The following is a 26,117-nucleotide window of genomic DNA, read 5'->3' on the forward strand; positions in this document are numbered from 1 at the left end:
GCGATCATGGAAAGCGACGGAGAATGGCCGGTTAAGCGCACCGCGCCAATTTGGTGCATTTGCCATCGTTTGAGCGGAACGGGCATGGCGCCGTCCGTGCACATTTGCACTGGCGTCAGCCGGCGCAATCCGGATAACTTTGGACGCAGGGCGAGCGGCCGGTTCGCCTCCATGTCGGAGGGGGCATGAAAGCGCCAAGCCTGACGCTCAGCCAGAGATTGCTGCTGCTCACGGCGGTCGCCTTGTTGCCGGCGCTGGCCATTCTTGGCTTCAACGAGTTCAGCCTGCGCAAGACGCGCGAGGCCGAAGTGCATGCCTATGCCCTGCGCATGAGTGAGCTGGCAGCGCTGGAGATGCAGCGCATCCTGACCGGCGCGGGCGCCTTGATGGTGGCCGCGGCCAATGCGCCGGTGGTGCTGGCGGGCGGACCGGAATGCCAGGGATACATGGATCGGCTGGGAGCGCTGCTGCCGCAGGTAATGGTCATCAACATTACCGATCGTGAGGGCAACAGCGTCTGCTCGAACAGCCACGACCCGGACGACCTGCGGCCGGCTGAAAGCGCAGGCGTGCGCAAGGCGCTGGAGACGGACTTCTTCCGGGTGGGCGAATATGTCGAGACCTCGCGCGGGCCAGGCCTGCTGCTGGGCACGCGGCGCACGGCGCCTGATGGCTCGGTACTGGGCTATGTGCTGGCGGCGGTGGGGCTGGACTATCTGGGCGCGGTGCTGAAGGACCGGCCCGACCTGGGCGGCGGCGCCATGACCATCGCCGACCGCAACGGCACCTATCTGGCGCGCGAACCGCAGCCGGAGCGGTATGTCGGCACCAAGATTTCCGAAAGCTTCATGCCGAGACTGCAGGGACGCGAACCGGGCACGCTGCAGGTGGTGAGTGCCGATGGCAGCGAACGGATCGTCGGCTACCAGCCGGCCAGCGAAGCGCTGGGGCTCTATATCAGCGCCGGCCTGCCGCTGGGCGAGAGCATGGCGCCGATCAACGAAGCGAGCGTGCGCAGTTTGCTGCTGGCCGGAATCGGCGGGGTGGTGGCGCTGCTGCTGGCGCTCAGCTTCGGGCGGCAGTTCATCCGGCGGCCGGTGCTGCGCCTGCTTGGCACCATTCGCGCCTGGCGCGCAGGAGACCACGCGGCCCGCACCGGCATGCCGCGGGGCCGGGCGGAATTCCACCAGATCGGGCAGGCGATCGATGATCTGCTGGACGAGCTGGGCGAACGCCAGGCCGCGCAGGCCGAGGCGGAACAGCACCGCGATCTCCTGGCGCGCGAACTCGATCACCGGGTGAAAAACCTGTTGGCGACGGTACAGGCGCTGGCGCGGCAGAGTCTCAAGGAAGCCAATGTTCCAGATGCACCGCTGCAAAGCTTCTACAACCGCCTTGCCGTGATGGCCGACGCCCATAAGCTGCTGACGGCACAGAGCAGCGAGAGCGCCGACATCAAGGCCGTGATCGATACCGCCATCGGGCCCTTCAGCGAGGCGGAGCGGCCGCGTTTCACCCTGGCGGGACCGGAGCTGGACCTTCATGCCAAGGCGGCGCTGTCACTGGCCATGGCGCTGCACGAGCTGTGCACCAATGCTGCCAAATACGGCGCATTGCGCAACGAAGCCGGGCGCGTGGCCATCGGCTGGGCCCTGACCGATGGACGGCAGCTGGTGATCACGTGGCGCGAAAGCGGTGGACCGGCCGTGGACGTGCCCACCAGGAAAGGTTTCGGCTCGCGCATGATCGAGCGGGCCCTGGCGGCCGACCTGGGGGCGACGGTCAATTTCGACTATGCGCCCGATGGCCTGGTGGTGACCATCATCGCCGCGGAAACGGCGCTGGCCGGACGGCAGGTGTCCGGCGCCGGGCCGTTCCATCCGATCAGCGCGGTGACCCGGAGGGCCTAGGAACTAGGCCCGCAGCACGCCGCCGGAGGTTTTGGTGACGGCGGCAATGATGGCGGCGGAGACCTTGTCGATTTCCTCGTCGGTCAGGGTCTTATCCGCTGGCTGCAGCGTCACCTCGATGGCGACCGACTTCTTGCCCTCGCCGACATGGCTGCCCTCGAAGACGTCGAACACATTGACGTCCTTGATCAGCGCCTTGTCCGCCCCGCGCGCGGCCTTGAGGATGGCGCCTGCCGTCACCGTCTTGTCGACGACGAAGGCGAAGTCGCGGGTGAGCGGCATCAGCGCCGAGAGGTCGAGCGCCGGCTTGGTTTTGGTCGGTTTCTTGCGCGGCTCGGGCAAGGCATCTAGATCGAGTTCGAAGGCGGCGACCGGGAAGTCGATATCGAGCTCGGCCGCCCAGGCGGGGTGAAGTTCGCCGAACCAGCCCAGGGTCTTGGGCCCCTGGGCGACCCGGCCACCGCGACCGGGATGGCTCCAGGGCGCCGGCTCGGCAAAGAGCTGGACCTTGTCGATGTCATAGCCGAGCGCATCGAGGACGGCTCCCAGATCGGCCTTGGCATCGAAGACGCCGACGGGCTGGGCCTTGCCGGACCAGTGGCGGCCCGAACCGACCAACCGGGCCGTACCGGTGCGGATGCCGGATGCATAGGTATGCTGGCCTTCGGGCGCATCGCTGAGGAAGACCTGGCCGACCTCGAACAGGGCCAGGTCGGAGGTGCCCCTGTTGGCATTGCGACGGGCTGCGGCGAGCAGGCCCGGCAACAGGGACGGGCGCATGTCGGTCATGTCGGAAGCGATGGCGTTGGCGAGCTGGAGGCTCTCCTGCCCGCCGCCGAAGCGGGCGGCTTCATCGTGGCTGATGAAGCTCCAGGTGACCGCCTCGTCGAGGCCGCGGGCGGCCAGCGCGCGGCGGGCGATGCGGCGGCGGTTCTGGATATTGGTCAGCATGCGCGGCGCGACGTGGCTGAGGCGCGGCAGCGGCTCGACCGGGACATTGTCCACGCCGACCATGCGCATGACCTCTTCGACGAGGTCCGCCTTCTGCGTCACGTCTGGGCGCCAGGAGGGAACAGTGACGGTCAAGACATCGCCCTTGCCTGCGATCTCGAAGCCGAGGCGGGAGAGGATTGCGGTGACGATCATGGGCTCGACATCAAGGCCGGTGAGGCGGCGGATCTCGCTCAGCGGGAACTCGACCACCGTATTGGGGAAGATGTCGCCGCCGGAAATGGCCGGCTCCATCGCCTCGCCACCGCAGAGTTCGAGCACGAGGCGGGTGGCGAGCTGGAGGCCGGGCTCGGTCAAAGCCGGATCGACATTGCGCTCGAGGCGGTAGCGAGCGTCGCTGACGATGCCGGTCTTACGGCCGGTGCGGGCGATGAGCTCGGGGTCCCAGCTGGCGCATTCCATGAAGACGTTGACGGTTTCGTCGGTGACGCCGGAGCGGATGCCGCCCATGATGCCGCCCAGGCATAGGGGGCCGGTATCGTCGGCGATGACGGTCATGGTCTCGTCGAGGGTGTAGATCTTGTTGTCGAGCGCATCGAAGGCCTCGTTGCGGGCATTGCGCAAAACCGGCTGGCCATTGAGCTTGTCGGCATCATAGGCATGGAGCGGTCGGCCCCAGCCGAGCGACACCAGGTTGGTGATGTCGACGATGGTATTGATGGGCCTGAGGCCCACGGCGCGCAGGCGCTGCTGCAGCCAGGCCGGGGACGGACCGTTCTTGATGCCCTTGAGATAGCGGCCGGCGAATTTGCGGATCGCCTTGGGCTCGTCGGGACCGAACTGGTGCGGCAACGGGGCGATCGGGCTCGGGCCGCTGGAAGGCACGGGCGACATGTCGGTGGCCTTGAGCGTGCCCAGCCCGAAGGCCGCCAGGTCGCGTGCCACGCCATAGACGCCGGTGGCGTCGCCGCGGTTGGGCGTGATGGAGATATCGAAGACGACGCCATTGATGCCGGCATAGTCGACATATTTGATGCCGACTGGCGCATCTGACGGCAGCTCGATGATGCCATCATGATCGTTGCTGAGCTCCAGCTCGGCATTGGAGCAGAGCATGCCGTTGGAGACCTGGCCGCGGATATTGCCCTTGCCGATGGTCATGTCCTTGCCCGGAATATAGGTGCCGGGGAAGGCGAAGACCGACTTGAGACCAGTGCGGGCATTGGGGGCGCCGCAGACCACGTCGATCAGCTCACCAGTGCCGGCATCGACCTTGCAGACGCGCAGCTTGTCGGCATTGGGATGCTGCTCGGCCGAGACGATGTGGGCGGTGACGAAAGCCGAGAGCGCCTCGCCCTGGTCTTCCATGCCTTCGAGTTCGAGGCCGACCTTGGTCAGCGTCTCGCCGATTTCAGCCGGCGAGGCATCGGTATCAAGGTGCTCCTTGAGCCAGTCGAGGGTGAATTTCATTGCTGTGGCACCTTATCGGAAGTCGGACTTGCTGCCGGATATGGGCGGCAAGGCACGGGAAAGCTTGATCAGTTCGACAAGCACATTGGCGAAGCCGCGGGCATCGTCGATGGCTTTGTGGGTGTGGGCGATGTGGCCGTAGAATTCGGCCGGCAGCTTGCTCATGCCCCAATCGAGATATGGCGCGCCGCGCAGGGTTCCGGCCATGGTGTAAAGGCAGATGCCGCCGCCGCGGAAGATCTGCCGGCCCTTGAACGGGCCGGACAGTACGCGGGTGCCGGCAAATTCGTCCAGATAGTGGTCCATCCACAAACCATCGAAGATCATCGGCGCGGCAACGAAGACCTTGTGGCCGGGAAAGCTCTCGACCCAGTCCGCATAGCGCGGCATGACCACCGAGGGTTCTTCGGGATCGGTGGTGGTGGCGGCCCAGGCCTCGGGCTGGGTATCCCACCAGGCCATGGTGGTTTCGTTGGGCGTCCGATCGGGCCGCTGATGGAGCTGGGCTTCGAACTCGCCATGCAGGGTGCCATCGGCCTCGATGGCGACCGAGGCGAAGCTCAGCATGGAATTGTGCAGCGGCGTGGGGCCATCGCTCTCGATATCGGTGACGATAAAGATGGGCGAAGCGACCTGATTGTAGAGATCGCGGCCGGCCGGCAGCACCTCGAGCAGTCGGAAGGTCTCGCAGACCACTTCCATATCGGGCGAGAAACCGCCATTGCGGGCGAAATAGGCCTCGTGTCCCGCGCGCCAGGCGGCGTAGTCGCCCTCCCCTTCGCGGTCGGTGAAACCGGGCTGGATGTCATCGAAGCGCTTGATCTCGACGCCGCGGGTTTCGATGACGCAGGCGGGTTCGCCGGCGCCGTTGCGCACGATATCGCGGCGGCCGACCTGCGGCAGCGGCTCCTTGCCCGGGCCATAGTCGCGCAGGGCGCCGCAGGTGGCGGTTTTCTTGCCGGAAAGAACCAGGGCCAGCAACTGTTCGGCCAGCTCGGGCGAGTCGCCAAAGCTGAACTGGATGGAATTGGCATATTGCGGCGGGAGGGTCATTGCGGCGGCGCCTCACGTTGGACGCGAGCGGTCAATGCGGCGAGAGCCGGTACATTGCGCAGCGTTTCAGTCATACTGACCCTCGCGCGAGATAAAGCTGCAGGTGCCAACATCCAGGCTGCGATCGTGATCGTGCACGAACTGGAATTCTTCATTGTTGGTGCGGATGCGGATCAGCGAGCGCGTCGCCTCATGCCAGCCGATAAAATCGGCCTCGTCCCCATAGGCACCGCCATAGATGACTTCATAGGTGACATCGACCGGGTCGACGCCATCGTTCCAGTTCTGGTGGTAAGCGCCGGACTGGAGGTCGATAGTGAAGCCGGCGGCTTGCTGCTCGTCGTCAGTCAGAATCGTCGCCTGCGCCTCGCCCCCCGACCAATAGCCGAAGCTATTAGGCTTGCATTCGAGTACCTCGGCAAAAGCGGGGGCACTCGAGAGCAACAGCGCCAGCAAGGTTGACCAGGCCCAGCGCATCCTAGCTGCTCAGCCCACCGAAGAGGGTGGGCAAATCCAGCGGGCGGAAGCCGTAGTGATCCAGCCAGCGCTGGTCACCATCAAAGAAGGCGCGCAGGTCCGGCATGCCGTATTTCAGCATGGCAATGCGGTCGATGCCCATGCCCCAGGCGAAGCCCTGGTAGACATCAGGGTCGAGGCCGGCATTGCGGATGACATTGGGATGGACCATGCCGCAACCGAGGATTTCGAGCCAGTCGCTGCCCTCGCCGATCTTGACCTCGGCGCCAGAGCGATCGCATTGCACGTCCACTTCCATGGACGGCTCGGTGAACGGGAAGAAGCTGGGACGGAAGCGCAGGGTGACGTTGGGCACCTCGAAATAGGCCTTGAGGAATTCCTCCAGCACCCAGCGCAGCTGGCCGATATGGCTGGACTTGTCGATGACGAGCCCCTCGACCTGATGGAACATCGGCGTATGGGTCTGGTCGCTGTCATTGCGATAGGTGCGGCCGGGAATCACCACGCGGATGGGTGGGTCCATGGCCGGCGTCATGTAGCCGGCCGCCGGCTTCTCGTTGGTCTTCTGCATGACGCGGACCTGCACCGGCGAGGTATGGGTGCGCAGCACCTTTTTCACGCCGTCAGCGCCGGGCTTCATGAAGAACGTGTCGTGCATCTCGCGGGCCGGGTGGCCTTCGGGGAAATTCAGGGCGGTGAAGTTGAAATAGTCGGTCTCGATATCGGGGCCTTCGGCGATCGAGAAACCCATGTCCGAGAAGATGGCGGTGATCTCGTCGATGGTCTGGCTGATGGGGTGAATGCGGCCCCTGGCCGTGGGAGCGGCCTGCAAAGGCAGGGTAATGTCAACGGTCTCGGCCTTGAGCCGGGCATCGAGCGCGGCGGATTTGAGCGCAGCGCTCTTGGTCTCGATCAGGGCGGATACCTCGCCCTTGAGGCCGTTGATGGCGGGGCCGGCGCTCTTGCGCTCCTCGGGGGGCATCGCGCCGAGCGAGGCGAGGAGCGCCGAGACGCTGCCCTTCTTGCCCAGGGCGGCGACGCGCACTGCGTCCAGCGCGGCTTCGTCGGCAGCGGCCGAAATGGCGGCGGAGAGATCGGCGCGGAGAGTGGCGATCTGGCTATCGAGGGACATGGTATTTCTCAACTCGGACGATTGCGGCGGTTAGAGCATTTTGGGCGGGCGGAGTCAGGGGGAAAATTCGTGTCTTGCGGCCCCGATCCTGAAGTCGGCCTTCCCTCCCCCTTGAGGGGAGGGATCGAGGGAGGGGGTGGTTGGGTGAAGCGCTGATGGACCCCCACCCCCGCCCCTCCCCTCAAGGGGGAGGGGAGCCCACGTTTCCTAACCAGCACAAAACAAAACGCCCTGCGCCAGCCTTTATGGGGCGGCGCAAGGCGCTATTTGACCTCAGCGAAGCTGGGTAGATTAGGCGGTGACGCGCTCGTGGGTCGTCTTTTCGACGCCTTCGAGATATGCCAGAGCAGCCTTGGCCTTTGCGACCAGCACGCCAAACGCTTCGGGCTGGGTGATCGCCAGATCGCTCAGCACCTTGCGGTCAACGGCAACCTCAGCCTTGCTGAGGCCGTCGATAAATCGGCCATAGGTCAGTCCGTGGTCGCGCACGGCAGCGTTGATACGCTGGATCCACAGGGCGCGGAAATTGCGCTTCTTGACGCGACGATCGCGGTAGGCGTACTGGCCGGCCTTTTCGACGGCCTGCTTGGCGATGCGGATCGTCGACTTGCGGCGGCCGTAATAGCCCTCGGCAGCCTTCAAGACCTTCTTGTGACGGGCGTGGTTGGTAACGCCTCTTTTAACGCGTGACATGTGTCAGCTTCCCTTCAGCGTTAGCGGTTGTACGGCATGTACCACTTGACCAGACCCTCGTCGCCCTTGGACAGGATCTTGGTGCCGCGGTTGGTGCGGATGTACTTGGCGTTGTGGTTGATCAGGCGGTGGCGCTTGCCGGCGACGCCTGCCTTGACACGACCGGTCGCTGTGAAGCTGAAGCGCTTTTTGGCGCCAGACTTCGTCTTCATCTTGGGCATTTTGCGGGTCCTTTAAGAGTAGTCGGATGGATTTGGGCCCATCGCATTCAAGAACCGCCACGGCATGCCTTTTGGCCGGGCGGTCCGGAGAAGCCGCGTCTATAGGGGGAAAGCGGGGCGATGGCAAGGGGGCAGCGGGGCGCTGTCCGCGAGCCGAGCCTATCGGACCGCCGCCAGCATCGGTTCGAGGTGATCCTCGAACAGCAGGCCCGGCGTTGCGGCCAGCGCAGCCTCATACTTTGCCTCTGCTTCCAGCGAGATGGTGAGGAAGGCGGCGACGCCGTCGACTTCGGCCTGCGGCAGGCCATAATGGCCGGTCTGCAGGCGGCGCAGGATTTCGGTCTTGGAGCGGATCATGCCCTCGGCGACATTCTTGCCGTTGCTCATGGAGGAACTGCGCTTGACGTAGTCGTGCAGCGGGGTGCCCAGATGCATGGAGGCGGGCACCGTGCGGTAGAGCTGCAGCAGGAATTCAAGATCGGTCATGTTGCTCATGGTGGGGTCATAGCGACCGTCGGCGCGGCGCCGGTCCCACACAATCATGGAATCCATCGAGAGGCTGACCCACTTGTGCGTGCCGGGCGAGAGTTCGCGATCGGGCCCGTCTCCGACATAGCGAAGGTGGCGGAAGTCGTCGGTCATCACGTCGAGCGCGGTCGAGACGATGCCATGATGTTCAAGTGCGGCGACGGCCCTTTCGAGCTTTTGCGGCTTCAGCCGGTCGTCGGCGTCGAGGATGGCGGCATAGGGCGCCGATATCTGCTCGAGGGCCACATTGCGCGTGTTGGAAGCGCCGCGGCCGGTGCCACCGCTGGAGAGAAAGCGGAAGCGGGGATCGGCAAGGCCAGCCTCGGCCAGGAACGCTCCGTAGTCGAAACCGTCATCGGCGATGAGCCAGAGTTCCCAGTCCGCATGGGTCTGGGTGAGGACGCTCTGTACCGTGGTGACGATGGTGTCCTGCGCCTTCCATGCAGGTGTGATGACAGCGACGGTCTGGTCCATAGGCAGCTTCCCCGGGCGCACTTGAACGGGACCCTGGTCTGTCCCATATCTCTGGTCAGGCGCGCGATGCCAGGATTGTTGGGTCCGCGCCGATACGTTGCTTGATAATCAAGGACGGCTTGGATGTCGCGTATTTCAGTGTTTTCGGCTCCCTTTCTCCTCGGCTTCGACAGCTTCGAGGAACGCGTCGATCGGCTGGCAAAGTCCGCTGATGGCTATCCGCCCTACAATATCGAGCGCACCGTCGAGCCTGATGGCACGGAGCGGTTCCTGGTTTCCATTGCCGTCGCCGGCTTTGGCGCCAGCGAACTCGAAGTGCTGGCCGAGGACAACCAGATCGTGGTCCGCGGCAAGCAGAAGGACGAGCCCGGACGGGAGTTCCTGCACCGCGGAATCGCGGCGCGGCAGTTCCAGCGGAGCTTCCTTCTTGCCGATGGCATGATCGTGAAGGATGCAACTTTAGGGCATGGTATGCTCGTTGTTGCTCTAGAGCGTCCCAAAACGCAGAAGATCGCCCGACGTATCGACATTCGCTCATTGTGAGGAAAGGGCCGACAAATGTTTGAAAAACGCAACGAAATGGCCGCAGCCGAAGCGCTGAACCATCCCCTCAAGGACCTGACACGCGCGCAATTCGCCGCCTTGGGTGGCGACGCGGTGGTCTATGTCCGCCCGGTTCGCGGGGCGATCCTCTCGCTGATGATCCATGACGCCGAATTCGACGCGGCGACCGATTACCAGTTGGTCATGTCCGCCGATGGCACGCCGCTGCTGGTGACCGATACGGAAGATGCCGTGATCGAATGGCTGGGCGACAAGAATCTGGGTCTGGCGACGCTGCACTAGCGACCAGGCCCGCCGAAAAAACAAAAAGGCCCGCGTCTCATACGCGGGCCTTTTTGTTTTGGCCGTGTGCGCTCAGGCCGCGTAATGTGTCGCAACCGGAGCGGTGAAGATGGCGTAGAGCTGGTCGGCATCGCTGGCAGAGCGGAGCTCCTCGACCACGGTTTCCGTGCGCAGCAGACGGGCTACGCGCGACAGGGCCTTGAGATGATCGGCGCCGGCGCCCGTGGGCGCCAGCAGCATCACCACGATATCGACAGGCTGGTCGTCGACCGAATCGTAGTCGATCGGCTGGTCCAGCCGGGCCAGCAGCGCGGTAACGCCCTTGAGGCCGGCAAGCTTGCCATGGGGAATGGCGATGCCATTGCCCAGACCGGTGGAGCCGAGCTCCTCCCGGCCGGTGATCGCCTCGCGGATTTCGGCCGCGTCGTGTCCGGTGATTTCCGCTGCCCGCTCGGCAAGCTCTTCAAATAACTGGCGTTTCGTCTTGGTGCCCGTGCAACACAGCACGGCACGCTTAGCCAGGATATCGGCCAATTCCATTAAGTCTGCCTTAGAATAAACTCTGCTGATGTTTGGCGCGGGAAGTGGCTTAATTGGTCCCGAGAGCCGGATCGATCCAGCCTATATTGCCGTCGGAGCGGCGATAGACCACATTCAGCCCGCCATGTCCAGCATGGCGGAACATCACGACCTGGCTACCGGTCAGGTCGAGCTCCATCACCGCCTCCTCCACGCTCAGCTCGCGCAGGTTCTTGGTGGTCTCGGCGATCACGGGCGGCGCATAGTCTTCGTCCAGCTCATCCAGGTCATCGCTGGCGCCGAACACGGTATACTGGGCCGTCAGGCCATCGGCCGAGCCGTTCACACCGCGGGGGCGCTGCTTGAGCTTGCGGTTATAGCGCCGCAGGCGCTTTTCGATATTGAGGGCCATGCCTTCATAGGCGCTGGTGGCGTCGCCGCCTTGGGCACTGGCCTGCAGAGTAGCGCCGGAATCGAGGTGGACTACGCAATCGGCCCGAAAACCGATGCCATCGGGGGTGAGAGTGAGATGTCCGTCATAGCCGCCGTCGAAATACTTGCCGACCACGGTGGCGAAATGATCCTCGGCCTTGCCACGCAGGGCATCGCCGACATCCATGTTCTTTCCCGAAACGCGTAAAGTCATGGCTTCCTCTTCCTTTTGTCGTTCTGGTTCGACGCGAGGATCTCGAAAGCCGGTTCCCGGTTTTCGGGATCACGTCTGCTGCCTACCCAATCCATGTGGGAAGCCAGCATGGCCGATGCTAGACCCGCCCGCGCCCGGGACGCAATGCGCAAGACCCCCCTCGGGTTCGTTTATGTCTTGGACATCGCCACACAATGGCCTTAGCCTTCGCGGGCGGTTAAAGCGGGCGTGGTGATTTGCCGCGCCGAGCCCTGCTCAAAGCTCTATCCTTCGCAGATCGTCACCCTCGGGCTTGACCCGAGGGCTCTTCACTTACCGACGCTCCGCAAGTGCAACGCCCTCGGGTCAAGCCCGAGGGTGACGGCCGGTGGGTGAGTAGGCCCGCACTGGCCAAAGGCCCTCAAGCCTTCTCCAGATTTTTCTTCTGCCGGCGCCGGATCACCGACGAGGGGATATTCATGCCCTCGCGGTATTTCGCCACCGTGCGGCGGGCCACGTCGATGCCCTGCTCTTTTTTCAGCACTTCGGCGATGGTGTCGTCGCTGAGGATATCGCTGATGGCTTCGGCATCGATGAGCTGCTTGATGCGGTGACGCACCGCTTCCGCCGAGTGGTCGCCGCCACCGTCGCTGGAGGCGATGGCAGTGGTGAAGAAATACTTCATCTCGTAGAGGCCGCGTGGGGTCGCCATGTATTTGTTGGAGGTGACGCGGCTCACCGTCGATTCATGCATGTCGATGGTTTCGGCCACCATCTTGAGCGTCATGGGCTTGAGGTGGGCGATGCCGTGGGTGAGGAAGCCATCCTGCTGGCGCACGATTTCGGCGGCCACCTTGAGGATGGTCTGCGCCCGTTGGTCGAGGCTCTTGGTCAGCCAGTTGGCAGTGGCCAGGCAATCGGAGAGGAACGCCTTTTCGGCCGGGTCACGGGTCTTCTTGGTCACCGTGGCGTAGTAGACCCGGTTCACCAGCACGCGCGGCAGGGTCTCGGTGTTGAGCTCGATTTGCCAGGCGCCATCGGGGCCGCGGCGGACAAAGACATCGGGCACCACCGCCTCGACCGGGCCACTATCAAAGGCGAGGCCCGGCTTGGGGTCGAGCTGGCGGATTTCGGCCAGCATGTCGGCGAGATCCTCGCGGTCACAACCCACGGCCTTCATCAGGCCGGCCATGTTGTGCTCGGCCAGCATGCCGATATTGTCGAGCAAGGCCAGCATCATCGGATCGAGGCGGTCGCGGTCGCGCAATTGGATGGCAAGGCATTCCGGCACCGAGCGGGCGAAGACCCCGATGGGGTCACAGCCCTGGAGCGCCTCGAGCACGGCATCGATGTCCGCACGTTCGGCGCCGAGCTGCTCCGAGAGGGCATCGAGATCGGCGGTGAGATAGCCGGCTTCGTTGAGACCGTCGATAAGGTGCCGGGCGATCAGCCGATCGGCCGGGGTGCGCAGGAGCATGTTGGCCTGCGCTTCCAGGTGCTCGCTCAGCAGCGGGCGGCTGGCGACGAACTGGTCGATGTCGGGCGCCTCGCCGGCCTCGCTGGAACCATTGCGGTCGAGCCGGCTCTGCGGATTGAGCTGATCCTGCGCGCTCTGGTCGGGGAAGACGTTGTCGACCGAGGTGTCATAGCCATCGGCGATGGAGGCCGCGTCCTGGATGCGCTCGCCGCGCTCGACAGTATCTTCGTAAGCGCTGATCTCGGTGGAACGCTCGGGGATTTCGGCTGGCTCGGCCTCGCCGGGTTCGCCGCCATCCTCGCGTTCGAGCAGCGGATTGCGCAGCAGCTCGGCGTCGACGAAATCATTGAGCTCAAGGTGGCTCAGCTGCAGCAGCCGGATCGACTGCATCAGTTGCGGCGTCAGTGTCAGGCTCTGGGCCTGACGAAATTCCAGACGCGGCGAAAGTGCCATTAAATCGAGACCCTTGAGTGGCGTTTTCGGCCGGACCATGACTCAATTTGAGGCTGAGGGCAAGTTCTGTGCCAAGTCATGGCCTAGGTCTTGACCTTACAGTGTCATAGCGCGTCGGAGGGAGATTGAAGGTCCGGGACATCTGGGCCATTCGAGCGTAGCTCTCATGGCCTAGTCTGCTCAAATCGCTCCACTGGAGCGATTTGCCCAATGGGTCGCAGCCTAGAGCTCGAACCCTTCGCCCAGATACACCCGCCTTGCGTCGGGGTCGGCGCTGATGGTTTCGGGGCGGCCCTGAATCATCACCTTGCCGCCATGGATGACGTAGGCCCGATCGACCAGGCCCAGCGTCTCGCGCACGGCATGGTCGGTGATCAGCACGCCGATGCCGCGGCGCGTCAGCTGCCGCACCAGGCCCTTGACCTCGTTGACGGCGATGGGATCGACGCCGGCAAAAGGTTCGTCGAGCAGCATGAAGACCGGATCGGCGGCGAGGGCGCGGGCGATCTCGACGCGCCGGCGCTCGCCGCCCGAAAGCGCCAGGGCATTGGACCTGGCGAGGTGGCGGATGGAGAATTCGTCGAGCAGTGCCTCGAGCCGGGCCTGGCGTTCCCCCCTGCCCTTCACATGGTTTTCCAGCACCGCCATGATGTTGCCGCGCACGCTGAGGCCGCGGAAGATCGAGGGCTCCTGCGGCAGGTAGCCGATGCCGAGCTGGCCGCGCTGGAACAGGGGCAGGCGGGTGATTTCGCGACCATCCAGGCTGATCGAGCCGCCATCGGGTTTGACCAGCCCCATGATCATGGTGAAGACCGTCGTCTTGCCGGCGCCGTTGGGCCCGAGCAGGCCAACAGCCTCGCCGCGGCGCACGGCGATGGAGACGTCACGCACGACCACGCGCTTGCCGAAGCTCTTGGCCAGGCTATGGGCGACGAGCCACCCGGTCTGGTCGATACGCGGCTTGGCCGGAGCGTCCGTCATTGGCTGGTGAACACGCCGGTGACGCGCCCGCTGCTGCCCGAGCTGGTGAAGGTGGAAACATTGGTTTCCATGTTCACCACCAGTTCGCCCGCCTGGATGGTGCCGCTGGCATTGATGACCACCACATTGCCGGTGAGGCGCAGCAACTGGTCACCGGGGGTAAACACGGCCTGGTCGCCGGTCGCGGTCTGCTCGTCGGTCTCGAGCTTCACCTTGCCCGAGGCGATGAAGCTCTCGATATCGCTGGGGCCCTCCTGGCCATAGACGGCGACGACCTTGTCGGCCCAGACCTTTACCGTGGGATGGACCACCACGACGTTGCCGGTGAACACGGCTTCCTTGGTCTTCTCATCGACGGTGAACAGATCTGACGTGATCTGCACCGGCTGCTGGGCAAAGGCGGGCAGCGCCAGCAGGAGCAGGATGGCGGCCAGCAAGAAGCGCTTGATCATGGTGTGGGCATGGCGGGTTGGTTGGCTCCGGGCGTATCGGGCAAGGTGACGGTGGCACGCGTGAATGTCCAGACCATCGCCGCCGCGTCATAGGTGAGGCCTTCGGCCAGAAGCTTGGTGCCGTCGGCATAGTCGATGTCGACCTTGCCGGTGCCAGTGAGGCGCTGGGCGACATAGTCGAACACGGTGTTGCGCAGAACGCCCGACGTGCCCAGCGAGTTGCTGACCTCTGCCATGCCTTCGATCTCGACGATCTGCCCGGTCGTATCGAGAACGGCGGCAGGCGTATCGACCTGGATGGTCACGCCGTCGGGCTTGACCATGGTTAGCGAGGCATCGGAAAGCCCGATGCGATCGGTCGCCTCGACGGCGGCGCGGGCCGAGCTGGCCGAAACGCGATAGGCGGTCCCGTCATCCAGCACGCCGGAATATTCGGGGGTCTCCACGCTGATGCTGTCGGGCGAAACCACGATCTGGCTAATGCCGAAGCGCGCGGTCTGGCTGGACATGTAGATCTGCAGCAGCAGCGCCGAAAGGGCGACTGCCCCCAGGGCCGGCACGCCGACGCGCAGGATCGCCACGAGCCGGTTGCGGGCTTCGAGGCCCCGGTAGATCGCCAGGCGCTGGGCTGCATCGGCATGCAGGGTCATGGGCAGGCGCCTCTAGCTATGGGCGAAGATATCGGTTTCCTGCCAGCCCAGCAGATCGAGCTCGCAGCGGGTGGGGAGAAAGTCGAAGCATTGCTGCGCCAGTTCCATGCGGTTCTCGCGCTTGAGCATGCGATCGAGATGGCGCTTGAGATCGTGCAGGTAGAGCACGTCGGAGGCGGCATAATCGAGCTGCGCCTCGGTCAGCTTGTCTGCACCCCAGTCCGAGCTCTGCTGCTGCTTGGAGAGGTCGATGTTGAGCAGTTCGCGCACCAGGTCTTTTAGTCCGTGGCGATCGGTATAGGTGCGCACGAGGCGTGAGGCGATCTTGGTGCAGTAGAGCGGGCCGGTGACCACGCCGAAGCGCTGCTTGAGCGCGGCCACATCGAACCGGGCATAGTGGAAAATCTTGGTGACGCCGGGATCGGCGAGCAAGCGGACCAGGTTGGGCGCCTCGGTCGCGTCCTGGGGAAGCTGCACGATATCGGCGCTGCCATCGCCTGCCGAGAGCTGGACCACGCAGAGCCGGTCGCGATGCGGGTCGAGCCCCATGGTCTCGGTATCAACAGCGACCTCGCGGCCAAAGCGGCCAAGGTCAGGCAGATCGCCGCGATGCAGTCGGATGGTCATGGCTTACTCGCAATTGGATGTATCCCCGTGATGACACAGCAAGGGGGCGATGGAAAGGCAAAGGCGCAGCTAGAGCGGGCGGCGGCGATCGGCGCGCGCCGCGGCCAGGGAGATGAGCAGGCCCGCCAGGATCGCGATCAGCAGGGGCCAATGGCGGACCTGCGCAAAGACTGTGGTGGCGAGCCGTTCATGCGGGCGGACATCGAGCGCGGCCATTTCCTGGGGCGCGATCTCGGCCGTGATACGCCCCAGCGGATCGGTGGCGAAGGTAAGGCCGGTATTGGCGGAGCGCACCAGGCTCATGCCCTCTTCGACGGCGCGGATGCGGGCGTGATGGGCATGCTGGGCGGGACCGATGGAGCCATCGAACCAGGCGTCATTGGTGATATTGAGCAGGAACTGAGCGCCCGAAGTGTCGCCGAGATCGCCCGAAAACAGGATTTCGTAGCAGATCAGCGCGAGGAAGGGCGGCGTGGCCGGCAGGCTCATCAGGCGCCGGCGCCCGTCACCATGGGCCCAGCCTTCGGCGCCGGGCACGAATTGCTTGATGCCCAGCCGGGCGAAGAACTCGCCAAAGGGCAGGAATTCGCCGAAGGGCACCAGATGGGATTTGTCATAGCTGGCGATCACCTCGCCATTGGTGTCGATGGCCAGGAGCGAATTGTACGGCGGACCGGATGCCTCCGTGGCGCCGGGTTCATATTGCTGGCGCGGCGCGCCGGTCAGCAGCGTCGCATCCTCGGGCAGCAGGCGGGCAATGCGGGCCAGTGCCTCGGGATAGGTGGCGAGGAAGAAGGGGAGGCTCGATTCGGGCCAGACCAGATGGGTGATGTCGGCCAGGCCCTGGTCCGAAGGATCCATGCGCATGTCCGAGAGCATCAGCAGGCGGTCGATCAGCGCTACCGGGTCGACATTGCCGAAATCGGCATGCTCATAGACCAGCGGCTGCACCAGGCGCAGGGAAATGTCGGACCGCTCGGTGGCCGTGGTGCCGACGAGGCGGTTGTAGCCATAGGCGAGCTGGCCGGCGATGACGAGGAGCGCCAGGAACAGCGGGAGGAGCCGGCGGGAAAGGCTGCGATCGTCGGCCGGCCAGATCAGTGCCGGCGTCATGGCGAGGAGCGCGGCGAGGTAGGTGAGGCCATAGATGCCGATGACCGAGGTGATCTGCATCATCTCGTCGGTGGGCGTCAGGGCATAACCGAGCAGGTCGAAGGGAAAGCCGGTCAGCACATGGCCACGAGCCCATTCGGCAATGGTGAGGAAGGTCGCCAGCGTGACGATGCGCCAGGCGCCATGCGACCAAAACAGGTGCGCCAGCGCCGAAGCCACGCCCCAGAAAAAGGCGATCATGGCTGCCAGCGCCAGGATGGCAAAGGGCATGACGACCAGCATGATCCCGCCATCGACGAAGAAGGCGGCACCCAGCCAATGGAAGGCGACGGTGAAATAGCCCCAGCCGAAAGCAAAGCCGATGGTAAAGGCCGGACCGACGAGACGACGCCAGCCCCGGACGCGCTCGGCCCCATCGAGGCACCAGACCCAGACCGGGAAGGCGACAAACAAAGCCGGCACAACAAAGAGCGGCGGTACCGAAAGGCCGGCAATGGCTCCCGCCAGCACCAGCAGCAGGAAGCGCCGCCAGCCATGGCTCAGCATGGCATTCTCGGCCAGCCAGGTCATCGGGTGGTGCTCGGCGAATCAGGAAGCATGCCGCAAGGTCGCCGCGACGGGGTGGGGCGTCAAGGCGGGGTTGGTGGCTCGACACATCAAGCACACGGCGCTAGAGCGGATGCATGACCATTACGCTAGCCATCGACACCGCCGCGCCGCGACTGCAATTGGGCCTGCTGCTCGACGATGGTCACACCGACATGGCGATCGACGAGATCGCCACCGGCCATGCCGAGCTGATCTTCGGCCGGATCGCCGCGCTGCTTGGCCGCAACGGGGTGGGCTATGCCGACCTGGAGCGGGTGGTCACGACGACGGGGCCGGGTTCGTTCACGGGCTTGCGGATCGGCCTCAGCGCCGCGCGCGGCATCGGCCTGGCACGGGGGATACCGGTGATCGGCGTATCAAGCCTGGTGGCCCTGTCGCTGGCCGCCGATGGACCGGCGATGGTGTTGCTCGATGCGCGGCGGGGCGAAGCCTATTTCCAGACCTTTGCCGGGCCGGGGCAGCCCATGACGGCGGGCGAGCTGGTGCCCATGGTCATCGCCCAGGCGGCGATCGTGCCGGGCACGACGCTGATCACCACGCCCTTCGTCGATATCGCCGCCCTCGCACGCTACGGCGCGACCCTCGACCCGGCTGGCAATCCGCCCGAACCGAACTATATCCGCGATGCCGATGCCAAGCCGCAGACGGCGGCGCGGATCGAAAGGCGGGGCGCATGATCAAGCTGTGGATGGCCCCAGGTGGCCTGCATATCGAGCCCGGCAGGATGAGCGATGCCAAGGAACTGGCGCGCATCCATGCGCTGGGCTTCTACCGCGGCTGGCCGGCGGGCGAGTTCGAAAGCTTCCTGGGCGATGCCGATACGCCGGTTTACGTGGCCTGCGACCCCAGGCGTCGCATCGCCGGCTTCGCGCTGATCCGCGTGGTCGAGGACGAGGCGGAACTCCTCACCATTGCCGTGGATCCCAAATGGCGCGGCAAACGCATCGGCCAGGCCCTGATGAAGGCGGTGTTCGACGACCTGCTGCTGTCGCCGGCGCGCAAGATGTTCCTCGAAGTGAGCGAGGAAAATGCGCCTGCCATCAAGCTCTACCAGCGTGAGGGTTTTGCCACCATTTCCACGCGCAAGGGCTATTATCCCAAGGCCGATGGGTCGCAGGCCACCGCGCTTGTCATGGCGCGTGATCTTGGGTAACCCGGTCGGACATGGACCGGTTGGGAGCGCGAGCGTGAGCAGAAGCCAGACTGACCCGACGCTTGAAGAGGCCTGCGTCTCCAAGGGCATGCGCATGACCGACCAGCGGCGCGTCATCGCGCGGGTGATCGAGGCGGCCTCGGACCACCCTGATGTCGAAGAACTCTACCGGCGCGCCTCCGCGGTGGACGACCGCATCTCGCTCTCGACCGTCTACCGGACCGTCAACCTGTTCGAGGAAGCCGGGCTCGTCACCAAGCATGACTTCAAGGATGGCCGGGCGAGGTTCGAGCTGATCCCGGACGAACACCACGATCACCTGATCGATATCCGCAGCGGCATGGTCATCGAGTTCCGCAACGAGGAAATCGAGGCCATCCAGGAGGTCATCGCCAAGCGGCTGGGCTATCGCCTGGTCGACCATCGGCTCGAACTCTATGCCGTTCCGATCGAAAGCGCCGACAAAAGCAAAAAATGATCTTCCGCGTCCTGTTCTTCCTCTTCGTGCTCGTGCCGGTGATGATTGTGGTCATACCGGCCCAGGCGGTGATCAACGCGCTCAAGCTGCCGTTCTGGAACGTGCTGCCGCGCTTCTTTCATCGGATCGGCTGCATCTTCCTGGGCCTGCGGGTCAACGTGGTGGGCAAGCCGGCGACCGGACGGCCGACCCTCTTGGTTTCCAACCACATTTCCTGGACCGACATCGTCGCCGTCGGCTCGGTGGCCGATGTCACCTTCGTCGCCAAGCGCGAGGTCGCCGACTGGTTTTTCGTGGGCATGATGGCGCGGCTGCAGAAGACCATCTTCGTCGATCGCACGCGGCGCAGCGATACCGGCCGCACCGCCTCGGAAATGGGTGCGCACATGGCGGGCGGAAATGCGGTGCTGCTGTTTGCCGAGGGCCAGTCCGATATCGGTACCCACGTGCTGCCGTTCCGCTCGGCGCTGGTCGGAGCGGCCCAGCATGCCATGCTGGCGGCGGGCGCCCAGGACGTCATGATCCAGCCGCTGACCATCGCCTATACCAAGCTGCAGGGACTGCCGGTGGGCCGCACCGAGCGGTCGTTGATCGCCTGGATCAAGTCCAAGTCGGCGGGCCGCAACATTCGCGAAATCCTGGGGGGGCCGACCAAGGAGGTCACGGTGGCCTTCGGTGCGCCGCGGCCGTTACGCGATACGGACAACCGCAAGCAGGTGACCAAGGCGGCCGAGGACGATGTACGGGCCATGCTGGTGGCGCTCAATCGCGGGCGGAACCTGCCGGCGATCAGGGCCTGACCTAAGGGGACGGCGTAGGGGTGAGGTTGGCCTTGAGCCGGCCGATGATGTCGGCGGCCTTGACCATGAGGGCCATGTCGATATCGGCGTCGCTGGTCCCCTCGGGCAGGTCGGCCCAGACAGGAATGGTCAATTCGTGGGTCTGGTCCTTGCCGCCGACAGTTTCCTGCAGCACGGCTCGGACGTGACCGGTCATGCGTCCGGCAAGGCGCGGATGCGCCTGCTTGTCGCGCACGTTGATATCGATAAGCTGCAATTCCATTCGGCCCCTGATGGAGCCCCCGCCAGAAGGCTAGTGCGGCATGGTTCCCAAGGCGTAAACGCCGCCGGGACGCCGGGGCTTTCTCCACAACCGGTAATGCCGCCGGTTGCAATCGGTTCCACTAGACCTTTACGGGGTGGTTGACCCTGCCGGCATCGCCGAAAATGCGGAGATAGCGGGCGATTTCGTCGGGATTGCCAGTGGCCTTGGCCGGGTTGTCGCTCAGCTTCACCGCCGGCCTGCCATTGGCATCGCTGACCTTGGCCACGATCGAAATGGGCATCAGCCCCGGATTGGGCTCGGGGGCGCAGTCCTCGAAATCGTTGGTGAGGTTGGTGCCCCAGCCGAAGGCCATGCGCACCTTGCCGTCGAAATGCAGGTAGGCTTCTTCGATCATGTCGACGTCCAGGCCATCGGAGAAGATCAGCAGCTTCTCGCGCGGGTCGCGGCCGCGTTCCTTCCACCAGGCAATGATGCGTTCGCCGCCCTCGATGGCCGGGGCGCTGTCCGGGCGGAAGCCGGTCCAGTCGGCGACCCAGTCGGGCGCATTGCGCAGGAAGCTGTCGGTGCCGAAGGCATCGGGCAGCACGATCTTGAGATTGCCGCCATAGTAGCTCTCCCAATCCTGCAGCACCTGGTAGGGCGCGGCCATCAGGGCCTCGTCGGTCTTGGCCAGGGCAGCCAGCACCATGGGCAGTTCATGCGCATTGGTGCCGAGCGCTTCCAGATCATTGTCCATGGCCAGCTTGACGTTGGACGTGCCGGTAAAGGCCTCGCCGATCCCCTCCTTGAGCGCCTCGACACACCAGCGCTGCCACAGGAAGGAGTGGCGGCGGCGGGTACCGAAATCGGAAATGCGCAAATCGGGGAGCTTCTGCAGCCGCTCCACCTTTTCCCACATCTTGGCCTTGGCGCGCGCATAGAGGACGTCGAGCGTGAACGGGCCATAAAGCTTCATGGCGGCGCGGGAGCGCAGCTCGTTGATGATGGCGAGCGCGGGGATTTCCCACATCGAGGTTTCGAGCCACAGGCCGGGAAAATCCAGCACGAACTGGCCGTCGCGCTTTTCCAGCCGATATTCGGGCAGGCGGAAATCCTCCAGCCACTTGAGGAAGGCCGGCTCGAAGATCTGCTTGCTGCCGTAAAAGCTGTTACCGGCCAGCCAGATCATTTCCTTCTTGGTGAAGCGCAACGTGCGCACGTGATCGAGTTGGGCCCGCAGTTCCTCGATGTCGATCTCGTCGGCCAGCCGCACCGACTTGGTGCGGTTGATCAGCGAGAAGGTGGCCGAGACCTTGGGGTAGAGACCCCAGATCATCTGCAACATCAGCAGCTTGTAGAAATCGGTGTCGAGGAGGCTGCGAACGATGGGGTCGAGCTTCCAGGTGTGGTTGTATACCCGCCGGGCAATGTCAGTATAAGTCGCCATGGTGGTCCCCACTGTCAGCCACGGCTTTTAGCGTGACGCGCCGATGAATGAAAGCTTCGAACCGGCCGAAGGCAAAATCGCCCCCCAGGAGGGAAGGCCATGAGGCTAGGCCCGGATGGCGGCCGCTTGCCCGTTTTGGGAATGCTGGTTTCGGGGTAGCCTGAACAACCGATTCCGAATGCGAGGACGCCATGAGCCATCCCGATTTCAGCCTTTCCGGCAAGGTTGCCGTGGTGACCGGCGCCAGCATGGGCATCGGCCATGGCCTGGCCAAGGCGGTCGCGGCGGCCGGGGCGCGCGTCGCCGTGGCATCGCGCGACAAGGAAAAGCTCGACCGGCTGGTCAGTGAAATCCAGGCCGAAGGCGGCGAAGCGGCAGCCTTTACCCTCGATGTGCGCAATGTGAATTCGATCGGTCCCACTTTTGCGGCGATCCGGGCGCATTTCGGCGCGGTCGATATCCTGGTCAACAATGCGGGGCTCGGGGACAACCACCCGGCCGAGGACGTGACCGAGGCCGATTGGGACGGCATGATGGCGGTCAACCTCAAGGGCAGCTTCTTCGTCGCCCAGGCCGCTGGGCGCATCATGCTGGCGCAGGGTGCGGGCCGCATCGTCAATATCAGTTCGCAGGCCGGCAGCGTCGGCATCCGCGACCATGCGGTCTATTGCGCCACCAAGGGGGGCGTCGACCAGTTCACCCGCGTGCTGGCCCTCGAATGGGGCCATCGCGGCGTCACGGTCAACGCGGTGGCGCCCACCTTCATCTATACGCCGGGCACCGCCGAGCGGCTCGACCAGCCCGACTATCTCAAGGGCGTGCTCGACCGGCTGCCGATCGGGCGCGTCGGCACGATCGGCGACGTGGCGGGCGCGGTGATCTACCTTGCCTCGCCCGCTGGCGGCCTGGTCAATGGCGCCGTGCTGATGGTGGATGGCGGCTGGACCGCGCAATAGCGACGTTAGTCGCCGAGCCGGATCATCCGCTCGAAACCCGGCTGGCTCATAGTTCCTAATTCACCGAGCAATACTGACACCGTTTGTCAGGCCGGGCGTTCATGATGCCGTAGATCAAGACGGAGCTAGACCATGAACGCTGTGCCCAATGGTTATACCACGATCACGCCCTGGATTATCGGTCAGAATACTGCTGGCCTGATGGATTTTCTGGCCCGCGCCTTTGGCGCGGAGGATCTGGGCCGGATGGAGGTAGGCGGCCGGATCGGCCATGCCGAGATGCGTATCGGATCGGGCGTTGTGATGATGTTCGACGCGCCCGAAGGCTGGGCGCCGACGCCGGCATTCATTCGCCTCTTTATGCCGGATGCCCAGTCGGCGTTCGATGCGGCAGTGCGGGCGGGTGCCGAAGTGGTGACCGAACCCACGATGCTCGCATTCGGCGACAAGGTGGGTCGGGTGCGCGACCCGTTCGGCAATATCTGGTGGCTGCAACAGCGCGTCGAGGATGTGAGCCAGGACGAGATGATGCGTCGTTGGAGTGATCCGCAATGGACCAGGGCGATGGACTATCTGCAGACCAGCCTCGCGCAGTCGGGGCCGAAGCGACCTGACGATCCGCGCTAGTCGCCCAGTTGGAAGCGCTGGAATCGTCCTAGCGCTTCCTCGATCGCGTGCTCGCCCTCGGCGCCGACGTCGGCAAAATCGGTGCGCTTCTGGATCAAGACGGTCCCGGCAGTTCGGTCGGTCTTGAGGTCGAGCGCGGCGACGATGCGGTCGCCCATGAGCACGGGCAGTGCGAAATAGCCCAGCTTGCGCTTTGCGGCGGGTATGTAGGCCTCGAAGAGATGGTCGTAGCCGAAGAAGAGCTTGAGCCGCTTGCGCTGGATGATCAGCGGATCGAAGGGCGAGAGAATGTGGACCAGGTTGGGCTGCTCGCCGGTCAGGGCTTCGAGCGTCGCGGGCTCGGCCCAGTGCGCCACCTTTTCGGCACCCTCGATCGCGACCGGAACGAGTAGCCTGCGCCGCACGCGGCTCTCGATCAGCTCCCGCACTGCCTTTTTGGCCGGTGCATCGAGGTGGCAGATCGAATCGAGGCTGACGACCCCCTGGCTGCGCAAGGCGCGATCGAGCTTGTAGGCCACGATCTGCCGCTCGGTGGCCGCCTTGGGCTGGCCGGTCCAGCCGAAATGGCGGCCGATCAGATCATAGGTCTTGACCATGCCCTGTCGGGCGGCGATGGCCACCAGGCCCTGGTAGAACATCAGCTGCAGTACCCGCTTACTCGGCTTGCGGCTGGCCCAGGGATGGTCTTTGTCGACCAGCTCGTCATCGTCGATGTCCCGGATCGACAGCGGCCCTTCCGTCTTGAGGCGCCGCGTCATCTTGCGCACCTCGTCGGGCGTGACGCTGCCGAACCAGGCGCTCGGCTTGTGGCGATAGGCCTTCATGGCCGGCACGAAAAACGGCAGGTCCTCCGTGGGCACGTAGCTCAGGGCATGGGTCCAGTATTCGAACACCGATTTGTCGACGGACTGGTTCTGCGCCAGGTCGCCGCGCCGGTAGCCCGGAATGCGTGACCAGAGGATGTGGTGATGGCAACGCTCGATGACATTGATGGTATCGATCTGCACATAGCCCAGATGGGCAATGGCAGCCCGGGTCGCGGCCGGACCGTCGCCAAAGGGCGCCGCGGTGTCGAGGCGCTGCGCCGCGATCCAGATATGGCGGGCAGCAATCTGGCTGAGGGCAAGTGGGGCTTTGGCCACGGGTGCATCCGAATCTTGAACAGGACCAGAAGAACCAAGCCCCCGCGCAGCGTCAATTGATGGCAGGAGGGCGGGACGGCTTGGGCCTGAATGGAAACTGAATGCCGCCATCACCGGCCGTTCAATCGAGCGACCCTAACGGTCCGCGCGCATTCCCGCATCATCGCTGTCTGATGGCACTGTCATGATTCCGATCCCGGCCGCTCTTGCCCCCGCCTTCCTGGCCCTATTCTGCCTGCTCATCGTGGGCACGGGAGTGTGGATTGTAGCGGTTACGTTGCGCCAAAGCGGCCCCGCCGGCGTGCCGACGCTGGCGCCGTGGCGCGCCGTCTTCCTCGGGCGCCTGCAGATGGACGGCCGCTGGACCACCAGCGCCGGACCGTTCTCCCGCCGGATGGAATGCCTGCTCTATGCGCCGTCGGGTCGCGCCGGCGAGACGCGATCCATGCCAAAGGCTGCTCGCTTCTCCCACACCGTCCGGGCCATTGGCCCCTGGGTACTGGAGGCTTCCACGCGGCTCGAGACCTCCGGGCACGAAGTCGACCTCGCCGCCACGAACTATCTCGAACTGCTGCCGCAATGGGGACTGAGGCCCCGGCGCTGGACCGTGTCGATCGATGGCGTGGCCATGGGATCGCTGACCCGTACTGACGGCGCCATCGTGGCCCGAAATACGGCTGGCGACGTCGTCGGTCGCTGGATCGCGCCATCGGCGCCTGGCGCGCTGCGCCATCCCGCACCCAGCGAGATCGAGGCCAGGCAGCCCTGGTTTACCGCACTCGACATCCCGGGCACGCGCGTCCAGCTGCGCCTGCCGTTCTTCGATGGGCGCCAGCACCCTTATGATTTCGCCAGCCTGCCTTTTATCCAGGGCGACGTAGGCGAAGGCACGGCCGCCGAGGACTGGACGCTCGCCTTCATTGCCCTGGCGAGCCAGGCAGCGCTGGCGCTGCGCATCGTCACGCCGCGCCGGGCCTCTGCGCCGATCGCAAGCCACGCCGGCAAGCGGACCAGCGTGATGCTGTAGCGGCGGAGCCGCGCGCTCTTGCGGGAATTCCCCTTCGGCCTATCTAGAGGGAAGGCGAAAGGCAGGTGGCGAACATGACCCATTCCATGCGCAAATCGATCGTATCCCTCAGGGCGCAGGTGCCGGACACGGCCTTCACGGCCTCGACGCTTGGCACCGTGCGCGAAGGCAGCGGCGTGGTGATCGGCGAGGATGGCCTGATCGTAACCATCGGCTACCTGATCACCGAGGCCGAGGAGGTCTGGCTCACCACCTATGACGAGCGCGTCCTGCCCGCGCATGTGGTGGGCTACGACCAGCAGACCGGGTTCGGCCTAGTGCAGGCGCTGGGCAAGCTCGACCTGCCGGCGCTGGAACTGGGCAATTCGAAGGACACCAGGGTCGGCGACCGGGCGACCATCATCGATGGCCAGGGCCTCGACGTGCCGACCGCGATCGTCGCGCGGCAGGAATTTGCCGGCTATTGGGAATATCTGCTCGACGAAGCCCTCTTCGCCGCGCCGTTCCACCCCTCCTGGGGTGGCGCCGCCGTGGTGGATGCCGACAACCGGTTGATCGGCATCGGTTCGCTGCGGCTGCAGATGCTGCAAATGGGCAAGACCACCGACATCACCATGCTGGTGCCGATCGACCTGCTCAAGCCCATTCTCGGCGACCTGATCGCCGCCGGGCGGCCCAAGCGCGAATCCCGGCCCTGGCTGGGCGTGTTCTCGGCCGAGCAGAGCAATGAAGTGGTGGTGATGAGCGTGGCTGGCGGCGGCCCCGCCGAACAGGCGGGCATCCGTAGCGGCGACGTCATCAGCGAACTCGATGGCGACGAAGTGGAGGGCCTGGCCGACTTCTACCGCAAACTATGGCGCCGGGCGCCGGCGGGCAGCGAATTCTCCATGCGCATCCTGCGCGACGGACGCGAAAGCTGGGTCCGCATCAAGACAGCGGATCGGGACGCATTCCTGCAGAAGCCGCAATTGCAATGAGGGCA

Annotated in this window: 28 protein-coding genes and 1 pseudogene; 11 read left to right on the forward strand and 18 right to left on the reverse strand. The window is 64.7% G+C overall.

Features of this window, described 5'->3' with window-relative positions:
• Positions 1–185 precede the first annotated feature (185 nt).
• Complete coding sequence (locus JI749_RS01510) at positions 186–1,910, forward strand: sensor histidine kinase (protein ID WP_201657820.1); 1,725 nt, start codon at positions 186–188, stop codon at positions 1,908–1,910.
• Positions 1,911–1,913: 3 nt separating this feature from the next.
• Here the strand turns inward: JI749_RS01510 and pheT are convergent, their stop codons facing one another.
• The 7 genes from pheT to JI749_RS01545 form a co-directional block, all read right to left on the reverse strand.
• Complete coding sequence (gene pheT, locus JI749_RS01515) at positions 1,914–4,331, reverse strand: phenylalanine--tRNA ligase subunit beta (RefSeq protein WP_201657823.1); 2,418 nt, start codon at positions 4,329–4,331, stop codon at positions 1,914–1,916.
• A gap of 12 nt (positions 4,332–4,343) precedes the next feature.
• Positions 4,344–5,384, reverse strand: a complete 1,041-nt coding sequence (locus JI749_RS17570) for an ASCH domain-containing protein (protein ID WP_201657826.1) — start codon at positions 5,382–5,384, stop codon at positions 4,344–4,346.
• A gap of 66 nt (positions 5,385–5,450) precedes the next feature.
• Positions 5,451–5,861 carry a hypothetical protein gene (locus JI749_RS01525; RefSeq protein WP_201657829.1) on the reverse strand — a complete coding sequence of 137 codons (411 nt, stop codon included), beginning with the start codon at positions 5,859–5,861 and terminating at the stop codon, positions 5,451–5,453.
• Between the two features lies 1 nt (position 5,862).
• On the reverse strand, positions 5,863–6,993 hold the full coding sequence (gene pheS / locus JI749_RS01530; RefSeq protein WP_201657832.1) for a phenylalanine--tRNA ligase subunit alpha: 1,131 nt from the start codon (positions 6,991–6,993) through the stop codon (positions 5,863–5,865).
• 291 nt (positions 6,994–7,284) lie between these two features.
• Entirely contained in the window at positions 7,285–7,686 is a 402-nt protein-coding gene (rplT, locus tag JI749_RS01535) for a 50S ribosomal protein L20 (protein ID WP_201657835.1), read from the reverse strand.
• 20 nt (positions 7,687–7,706) lie between these two features.
• On the reverse strand, positions 7,707–7,907 hold the full coding sequence (rpmI, locus tag JI749_RS01540; protein WP_035099236.1) for a 50S ribosomal protein L35: 201 nt from the start codon (positions 7,905–7,907) through the stop codon (positions 7,707–7,709).
• A 159-nt stretch (positions 7,908–8,066) separates the two neighbouring features.
• On the reverse strand, positions 8,067–8,909 hold the full coding sequence (locus JI749_RS01545) for a glycosyltransferase family 2 protein (RefSeq protein ID WP_201657838.1): 843 nt from the start codon (positions 8,907–8,909) through the stop codon (positions 8,067–8,069).
• A gap of 123 nt (positions 8,910–9,032) precedes the next feature.
• On the opposite strand from JI749_RS01545, the gene JI749_RS01550 reads away from it, so the two are divergent.
• Together JI749_RS01550 and JI749_RS01555 are read left to right on the forward strand one after the other, a co-directional pair.
• On the forward strand, positions 9,033–9,452 hold the full coding sequence (locus tag JI749_RS01550; RefSeq protein ID WP_201657841.1) for an Hsp20 family protein: 420 nt from the start codon (positions 9,033–9,035) through the stop codon (positions 9,450–9,452).
• Between the two features lie 15 nt (positions 9,453–9,467).
• The gene (locus JI749_RS01555; protein WP_201657844.1) at positions 9,468–9,755 is read left to right on the forward strand and encodes a DUF1150 family protein; all 288 of its coding nucleotides are present in this window, start codon (positions 9,468–9,470) and stop codon (positions 9,753–9,755) included.
• 72 nt (positions 9,756–9,827) lie between these two features.
• Here JI749_RS01555 and JI749_RS01560 read toward each other — a convergent pair whose 3' ends face one another.
• The 8 genes and pseudogenes from JI749_RS01560 to lnt all read right to left on the reverse strand — a co-directional run bounded on the left by JI749_RS01560 (position 9,828) and on the right by lnt (position 17,222).
• Positions 9,828–10,295, reverse strand: coding sequence for a PTS sugar transporter subunit IIA (locus JI749_RS01560; protein WP_201657847.1), 468 nt, complete (start codon positions 10,293–10,295; stop codon positions 9,828–9,830).
• Positions 10,296–10,344: 49 nt separating this feature from the next.
• Positions 10,345–10,920, reverse strand: coding sequence for a ribosome hibernation promotion factor (locus JI749_RS01565; RefSeq protein ID WP_201657850.1), 576 nt, complete (start codon positions 10,918–10,920; stop codon positions 10,345–10,347).
• 400 nt (positions 10,921–11,320) lie between these two features.
• The gene (gene rpoN / locus JI749_RS01570; RefSeq protein ID WP_201657868.1) at positions 11,321–12,829 is read right to left on the reverse strand and encodes an RNA polymerase factor sigma-54; all 1,509 of its coding nucleotides are present in this window, start codon (positions 12,827–12,829) and stop codon (positions 11,321–11,323) included.
• Between the two features lie 222 nt (positions 12,830–13,051).
• Positions 13,052–13,846 (reverse strand): annotated as a pseudogene (gene lptB / locus JI749_RS01575) (LPS export ABC transporter ATP-binding protein); the annotation flags it as partial.
• Complete coding sequence (gene lptA, locus JI749_RS01580; RefSeq protein WP_201657874.1) at positions 13,807–14,262, reverse strand: lipopolysaccharide transport periplasmic protein LptA; 456 nt, start codon at positions 14,260–14,262, stop codon at positions 13,807–13,809. The pseudogene lptB and the gene lptA, both read right to left, overlap by 40 nt.
• On the reverse strand, positions 14,259–14,912 hold the full coding sequence (locus JI749_RS01585) for a hypothetical protein (RefSeq protein ID WP_201657878.1): 654 nt from the start codon (positions 14,910–14,912) through the stop codon (positions 14,259–14,261). Before JI749_RS01585 ends, lptA begins: the two co-directional genes overlap by 4 nt.
• A gap of 12 nt (positions 14,913–14,924) precedes the next feature.
• Positions 14,925–15,539, reverse strand: a complete 615-nt coding sequence (locus tag JI749_RS01590) for a ribonuclease D (protein WP_201657881.1) — start codon at positions 15,537–15,539, stop codon at positions 14,925–14,927.
• Between the two features lie 69 nt (positions 15,540–15,608).
• Complete coding sequence (gene lnt / locus JI749_RS01595) at positions 15,609–17,222, reverse strand: apolipoprotein N-acyltransferase (protein ID WP_201657884.1); 1,614 nt, start codon at positions 17,220–17,222, stop codon at positions 15,609–15,611.
• 113 nt (positions 17,223–17,335) lie between these two features.
• Between lnt and tsaB the strand changes: the two genes are divergently transcribed.
• The 4 genes from tsaB to JI749_RS01615 all read left to right on the forward strand — a co-directional run bounded on the left by tsaB (position 17,336) and on the right by JI749_RS01615 (position 19,692).
• Entirely contained in the window at positions 17,336–17,938 is a 603-nt protein-coding gene (tsaB, locus tag JI749_RS01600; RefSeq protein WP_201657887.1) for a tRNA (adenosine(37)-N6)-threonylcarbamoyltransferase complex dimerization subunit type 1 TsaB, read from the forward strand.
• Positions 17,935–18,414, forward strand: a complete 480-nt coding sequence (gene rimI, locus JI749_RS01605) for a ribosomal protein S18-alanine N-acetyltransferase (RefSeq protein ID WP_201657891.1) — start codon at positions 17,935–17,937, stop codon at positions 18,412–18,414. Before tsaB ends, rimI begins: the two co-directional genes overlap by 4 nt.
• Positions 18,415–18,502: 88 nt before the next feature.
• The gene (locus JI749_RS01610) at positions 18,503–18,892 is read left to right on the forward strand and encodes a Fur family transcriptional regulator (RefSeq protein ID WP_233280962.1); all 390 of its coding nucleotides are present in this window, start codon (positions 18,503–18,505) and stop codon (positions 18,890–18,892) included.
• A complete protein-coding gene (locus JI749_RS01615) occupies positions 18,889–19,692 on the forward strand; it encodes a lysophospholipid acyltransferase family protein (RefSeq protein WP_201657897.1) in 804 nt (267 codons plus the stop codon). The genes JI749_RS01610 and JI749_RS01615 overlap by 4 nt, the downstream gene beginning before the upstream one ends.
• 1 nt (position 19,693) lies before the next feature.
• Here the strand turns inward: JI749_RS01615 and JI749_RS01620 are convergent, their stop codons facing one another.
• Together JI749_RS01620 and pncB are read right to left on the reverse strand one after the other, a co-directional pair.
• Positions 19,694–19,954 (reverse strand): hypothetical protein, encoded by a 261-nt coding sequence (locus JI749_RS01620; protein ID WP_201657900.1) that lies wholly within the window; start codon positions 19,952–19,954, stop codon positions 19,694–19,696.
• 121 nt (positions 19,955–20,075) lie between these two features.
• Positions 20,076–21,383, reverse strand: coding sequence for a nicotinate phosphoribosyltransferase (pncB, locus tag JI749_RS01625; RefSeq protein WP_201657903.1), 1,308 nt, complete (start codon positions 21,381–21,383; stop codon positions 20,076–20,078).
• Between the two features lie 191 nt (positions 21,384–21,574).
• Here pncB and JI749_RS01630 point away from each other — a divergent pair, with 191 nt between their 5' ends.
• A complete protein-coding gene (locus tag JI749_RS01630) occupies positions 21,575–22,339 on the forward strand; it encodes an SDR family NAD(P)-dependent oxidoreductase (protein ID WP_201657906.1) in 765 nt (254 codons plus the stop codon).
• Positions 22,340–22,471: 132 nt separating this feature from the next.
• Positions 22,472–22,966 (forward strand): VOC family protein, encoded by a 495-nt coding sequence (locus JI749_RS01635; protein WP_201657909.1) that lies wholly within the window; start codon positions 22,472–22,474, stop codon positions 22,964–22,966.
• On the opposite strand, the gene JI749_RS01640 is transcribed toward JI749_RS01635, so the two are convergent.
• Positions 22,963–24,108, reverse strand: coding sequence for a winged helix-turn-helix domain-containing protein (locus tag JI749_RS01640; RefSeq protein ID WP_233280827.1), 1,146 nt, complete (start codon positions 24,106–24,108; stop codon positions 22,963–22,965). The genes JI749_RS01635 and JI749_RS01640 overlap by 4 nt on opposite strands.
• 184 nt (positions 24,109–24,292) lie before the next feature.
• On the opposite strand from JI749_RS01640, the gene JI749_RS01645 reads away from it, so the two are divergent.
• A complete protein-coding gene (locus JI749_RS01645) occupies positions 24,293–25,135 on the forward strand; it encodes a hypothetical protein (RefSeq protein WP_201657915.1) in 843 nt (280 codons plus the stop codon).
• A 74-nt stretch (positions 25,136–25,209) separates the two neighbouring features.
• Entirely contained in the window at positions 25,210–26,112 is a 903-nt protein-coding gene (locus JI749_RS01650; protein ID WP_201657918.1) for a S1C family serine protease, read from the forward strand.
• The last annotated feature ends 5 nt before the right edge of the window (positions 26,113–26,117 follow it).

The sequence above is a fragment of the Devosia oryziradicis genome (genome assembly GCF_016698645.1).
Classification (GTDB): domain Bacteria; phylum Pseudomonadota; class Alphaproteobacteria; order Rhizobiales; family Devosiaceae; genus Devosia; species Devosia oryziradicis.